The sequence below is a fragment of the Thermodesulfobacteriota bacterium genome (genome assembly GCA_031082315.1).
In the GTDB taxonomy this organism is placed as follows: Bacteria; Desulfobacterota; QYQD01; order QYQD01; family QYQD01; genus QYQD01.
Genome location: JAVHLC010000033.1, coordinates 1 through 2,912, shown reverse-complemented (window position 1 = coordinate 2,912; position 2,912 = coordinate 1). Strand labels below are relative to the sequence as shown.

Below are 2,912 nucleotides of genomic sequence, written 5' to 3'. Positions count from 1 at the left end.
TGGCTTTTTCTTCCGCTTTGTAAGTTCTTCTCTTTTCCATGCCTCTTATTATAGCTTAAGAATTTTGTTTCTGTGTCAAACCTATGGGTCCATTATATAACCATCTGTCACACCAAGAGCCATTAACAGCATTCATCGCCAAATCGGGGGGCCATTTGCGGCCTCCACTACTGGACATACATGGGCGGAGCTTTTAGCCATCCCTTCAATTTCCCAAACTTAACCAACTTATCGAACAGGCGTAGTTCCTCAATGGCCATTTCAATGATTGTTTTTCGGAATTGGTCATTGGTCGTTATTGAACGAATAACCCGGGCATGAAGTTCCAAGAAGCCCTGTATGCCAAAAAAAACGTCTCTGAATATGAACTCATCGTCAATTACTTCACCGTGGCTGAGCAAATTAACGCTCTTTGGAGGTCTTGTTGGTAAGGGTAGGCGAAAAGTATTCATTTCCTTTTCCAAGATGTCAGCCTGCCCCTCTAAAGTACTTGATAGACCCTTGGCCAATATTGCCTTAAGGTCAGGATCGTGGGCAAAATTCAGATATATTTGGGTTTTCATAATTATGTCATAGCGGGTTAGCAACATGTCCCATAGTATATGAATTTCTCCAGCGTCCATTTTGGGTTGCTCCGCCGTTTCTGCCCTTCCTAAGTGGTAATTGCCTATTTGAACCATGACTAATCCTGCTTTCAAAAGTATTATTTCATAGTTTGTGCAGCCCAAACTCCATTATACCGGTATATTTAAGGAAACAAATACCAGGCAGTCTCAGGTTTGCAGGGAACCGACGAACTTGCCGAGATCCGGCCCAAAAGCCAGGGAATAACCGAACAGCACCCACTGCACCGAAACCACGCACAGGCACATAAAGGCCAGCATCACCGTGTTGAGGACGTTCCGCCGGGCGGACATCCCCCCGTAAAGCAAGGCGACCCCCGGAACCATAAGCATCACCAGCGCCGCCGAGATCAGGATGAAGGTGGTGTCGCCGGTATCTATGACCGGCCCTTCTTCAGCGGCCCAGGCCGCCGCGGGGGCGGTCAACAACAACAACACCGTCGCCGGCAGTCCGCGGATCATTCCGCGGGTAAACAGTGACGTACTCATTTGCCCGTCTCCTTTCTTTGACAATGAAAAAAAGCTTACCAGAACCCCGCCCCAAAGCACCACCAAACCCTTACTCATCTCCAATCTCTACTCCATTTACGGAGACAGTATGCGCCGTATAGGGATTCCTTAATATTTTCCACCCTTTCACCCCGCCTGGCAAGCGAAAAGCCGGTATCCAAGTCCACCCGCGATAGCAGGATAAACAGCGTAGACCCTCGGGAATATGGCAGGAACGAGACGGTGCAGTGAGCAACTCAAAAACCGCCGGGACCCGGACGTCGCGAAAAAGGGGCGCCGATGCCGCTGCCCATCCCCTTTCGGGATGAGACTATGTAGCCCTGTAGACCACGCCATAGCAACGCAACCACTATTACAAAAGGGGTGAAGCCACAGGCATGCATGAATGGCTGTTGATGGCCTACAAGGTTCCGCCGGAACCCTCCAGCCGGAGGGTGACCATATGGCGCAGGCTCAAAGGCTTGGGGGCGGTATACATTCAAAATGGGGTATGTATTCTGCCCAAAAACGAGGACCACCAGAGACAGTTTAAGATTATCCAAAACGAAATCATTAATCTTGGGGGTGAGGCCCTTCTGCTGGAAACCGCCGGCCTGGACAGAAAACAAGAAGAGGATATAATCCAGCGCTTTAATGAAGAAAGGAATGCCGAGTACCGGGAGTTTCTGGGCAAATGCCGGGATTACATAGCAGAGATTGACAAAGAGACCGCGGATATGCATTTCACCTATGCTGAACTGCAAGAAAATGATGAAGACCTGAAAAAACTGAGAAACTGGTTAGAGAGAATCAAGAAGCTGGACTACTACGGTGCTCCGCTTCTGGCGGAGGCGGAAAAACAGTTGACAATATGCGAGCAGGTGTTGGAAGAATTCGCCCGCAAGGTCTATGACGCCGATGAACCAATGGACTTGAAAGTGAAAACAGACCTGAAAACCTAAGGGGGTGGGTGAAGTATGGAAATATCCCTGATTGGTTCACTAATTACTTTTCAGGTAACCTTCACCGAACTTTTTATTGCCGCTACGGTTGTCGCCTCGGTGACTTACAAATACGGATGGAAAAGCGCGGCTCTGGGGTCGGTGCTGGGGGCAATCGCCATCGCTGTGATTTCCTTTACTCTGGGTAGTGCCGCCTCCTGGATGCCGATACACATCTTGGATTAGGTATCCGGCATCTTGCTTTTTGGTTTTGGTGTATTCCTTTATGATGAGTTCTGGAGCGCACACAAAAAGGGAGAAGGGGCCGCCGTCATCGACCGGGGAGTGCCTGTTGCGGAGGGGGCACCCGCCAGCCTTTACGTTTCCCCGCCGGCCGTGGCGGGGAGCTTGGGCCTGATCGTCATCCTGCTGGTCGTGAAGGTGGCCGCCAAGTTCGCCGGGGTGTGGCCGGTGGCCCGGCTGTTCAAATACAGTCCGCGGGAGAGCATGTACACCACCCTAGGTCAGGTCCTCGGATTTTCGGATTTAGCGTTCACTTCGGTTTGCCCACCGCACTTCTGTTTTATGTTCTATTCGCCGATAAGACAAGTACTCCATTAAATCCGAAATCCGAGGACCTGACCCCATCAACCTGATTCCGCTCACCACAGTGTGTAGGAGCTTGAAAGCCGCCTTTTGACCGTTGAGCGCCTGCCGGTTGACATGGAAACAGGATTGCCTTATCATTACTGCTAATCTTCCTTCAGTTAAGCCTCAATTCGTAATTCGGGGTTTACAATCCAGGGGGATAGAGTCTATAATAACCCAGAAATCGGTGGCTGAAGCTGCCGGAACCCGG

At 50.5% G+C, this 2,912-nt stretch carries 5 protein-coding genes; 3 read left to right on the top strand and 2 right to left on the bottom strand.

Annotated features, from left to right (window positions below; genetic code table 11):
- Positions 1 to 167: 167 nt before the first annotated feature.
- Both RDU59_12915 and RDU59_12910 read right to left on the bottom strand, forming a co-directional pair.
- Positions 168 to 680 (bottom strand): DUF3231 family protein, encoded by a 513-nt coding sequence (locus tag RDU59_12915; protein ID MDQ7839381.1) that lies wholly within the window; start codon positions 678 to 680, stop codon positions 168 to 170.
- Between the two features lie 93 nt (positions 681 to 773).
- Positions 774 to 1,112 carry a hypothetical protein gene (locus tag RDU59_12910; GenBank protein ID MDQ7839380.1) on the bottom strand — a complete coding sequence of 113 codons (339 nt, stop codon included), beginning with the start codon at positions 1,110 to 1,112 and terminating at the stop codon, positions 774 to 776.
- Between the two features lie 398 nt (positions 1,113 to 1,510).
- Between RDU59_12910 and RDU59_12905 the strand changes: the two genes are divergently transcribed.
- From RDU59_12905 to RDU59_12895, 3 genes are read left to right on the top strand one after another with little or no spacing between them, the layout of a single operon-like run.
- Positions 1,511 to 2,074: a chromate resistance protein ChrB gene (locus RDU59_12905; protein ID MDQ7839379.1), complete on the top strand. Its 564-nt coding sequence runs from the start codon at positions 1,511 to 1,513 to the stop codon at positions 2,072 to 2,074.
- Positions 2,075 to 2,089: 15 nt separating this feature from the next.
- Positions 2,090 to 2,299 carry a hypothetical protein gene (locus RDU59_12900; GenBank protein MDQ7839378.1) on the top strand — a complete coding sequence of 70 codons (210 nt, stop codon included), beginning with the start codon at positions 2,090 to 2,092 and terminating at the stop codon, positions 2,297 to 2,299.
- A gap of 12 nt (positions 2,300 to 2,311) precedes the next feature.
- Positions 2,312 to 2,674 (top strand): hypothetical protein, encoded by a 363-nt coding sequence (locus tag RDU59_12895; protein MDQ7839377.1) that lies wholly within the window; start codon positions 2,312 to 2,314, stop codon positions 2,672 to 2,674.
- Positions 2,675 to 2,912: the final 238 nt, after the last annotated feature.

Excerpts from the sequence above, each read along its gene's own strand:
- RDU59_12915 (MDQ7839381.1), bottom strand. The coding sequence starts at position 680 with ATGGTTCAAATAGGCAATTACCACTTAGGAAGGGCAGAAACGGCGGAG.
- RDU59_12910 (MDQ7839380.1), bottom strand. The coding sequence starts at position 1,112 with ATGAGTACGTCACTGTTTACCCGCGGAATGATCCGCGGACTGCCGGCG.
- RDU59_12905 (MDQ7839379.1), top strand. The coding sequence starts at position 1,511 with ATGCATGAATGGCTGTTGATGGCCTACAAGGTTCCGCCGGAACCCTCC.
- RDU59_12900 (MDQ7839378.1), top strand. The coding sequence starts at position 2,090 with ATGGAAATATCCCTGATTGGTTCACTAATTACTTTTCAGGTAACCTTC.